The sequence below is a fragment of the Streptomyces sp. ActVer genome (assembly GCF_027270795.1).
GTDB lineage: Bacteria > Actinomycetota > Actinomycetes > Streptomycetales > Streptomycetaceae > Streptomyces > Streptomyces umbrinus_A.
The window spans coordinates 1-1,409 of sequence record NZ_JAPWHT010000882.1 but is presented as its reverse complement, the minus strand read 5'-3'; the positions used below and the strand labels follow the sequence as shown (position 1 = coordinate 1,409).

Annotated in this window: 1 protein-coding gene; it reads right to left on the bottom strand. The window is 75.5% G+C overall.

Going from position 1 to position 1,409, the window contains the following annotated elements:
• Positions 1-1,409, bottom strand: a 1,409-nt coding sequence (locus tag O3Q52_RS53045; protein ID WP_269655542.1) for an SAV_2336 N-terminal domain-related protein, incomplete at both ends; no start/stop codon positions are given.

The window sequence follows — 1,409 nt, the reverse complement described above, 5'->3', positions numbered from 1 at the left end:
GGTGCCGTGCGGTGGGCGCGGGTGAACTCGGCGACGGCGGCGTTCAGGAGTTCCGCGCGGCGGCCGCCGGTGCGCGCGGCCGCGGTGCCGGCCTCCGCCCGCAGGACGCGGCCGAGGAGCACATGGGCGCGTACGGCGTCGGGGAGGGCGGCGCCGCCCTGGCGTACGGCTGCTTCGGCCTGTTCCTTCGCGCGGCGCAGGACGGTCGGGTCGGCCAGGGCCTGCCACTGGCCGAAGAGCCGCTCGGCCTCGGCGAGCGGGACGGGCGTCTCCAGGTCGGGCAGGTAGAAGCGCAGGACGCGGGCGGGGATGCGGGCGAACAGTTCGGCCTCGACGTCGCCGCGGTCGTCCTGCTGTCGCTCGCCGTCGGTGACGCCGGTCGCGGTGACGGTCGTGTCGTGGTCGGCGAGGCGGGCGGCGGCGAACGCGGCGAAGTTGCGGGTGCCCTTGCCGAAGTGGCGTTCCACGTAGGCGGAGCAGTGTTTGAGGACCAGTCCGGCGGTGTCCTGGTCGAGCGAGCTGAGCAGCAGGTCCTGGACTCGGCCGGGGTAGACGAAGCAGGGCTGCCGTTCGGTGCCGGGCAGTTGCCTGAGCAGGCCGCCCAGGAGGACTTCGGCCAGTTCCATGGGTCCGGTGTCGGGGAGCATGGCCCGCTGGACGAGTTGCATGACGGGCAGGGTGAGCGGGGCCGCGGCGAGGTACACGGCCAGGCGGACCGCGCCGGGCGAGGCGCCGGCACGGAAGGCGCGCAGGAGTTCGTCGTCGCCGCGTGGGGCGGGGGGCCCTGCGGGCACGTTCTCCGCCGGGGCGGGGGCGGGGGTGGTCCAGGCGGCCCAGGCCCGTTCGCTGGTGGGGCCGGTGCCGGACAGGAGGCGGGAGAAGGCCTCGAAGGCCTCGGGAGTCGGCTGGAGCACCGGCACGGGGCGGGCTCCGGCGGCCGGTTCGTCCCATGGTTCCTCGTCGGGCAGGAAGGTGGTGCGTCCGCCGGTCTCCGCCTGCCTGATCAGGAGCCCCGGCTCGGCGGGCAGTGCGGTGCGGCCCCAGAGCCGGGGCGGCAGCGGCTGGACGACGGCGAGCGGCGAGGTGCGGGGCCAGCCGTGCAGGAGCCGCTGTGCGCTGCCGTTCTGCCACAGGGGTCCCACGCAGTCGCTGATGACGAGGGTGAGCCAGCGGCCCGTGGGGTCGTGGAACTCGTCGGCCGAGCGCAGCCGGGTGTGGTGGCGGGGCCCTGCGGTGGTGCCGATGAGCGGGATGCCGCCGTCGCCCGCGTACAGATGGTGGACCCGGACGCTGCCGAAGGCGCCGGACTGCTGGCAGGCCTGGCGCAGTTCCTCGACCAGTTGCCCCCAGCCGGCCATCGCGGGGCCGCTGTCCATCAGGAGCTGGATGTCGCAGCGCCGGCTGCGGCC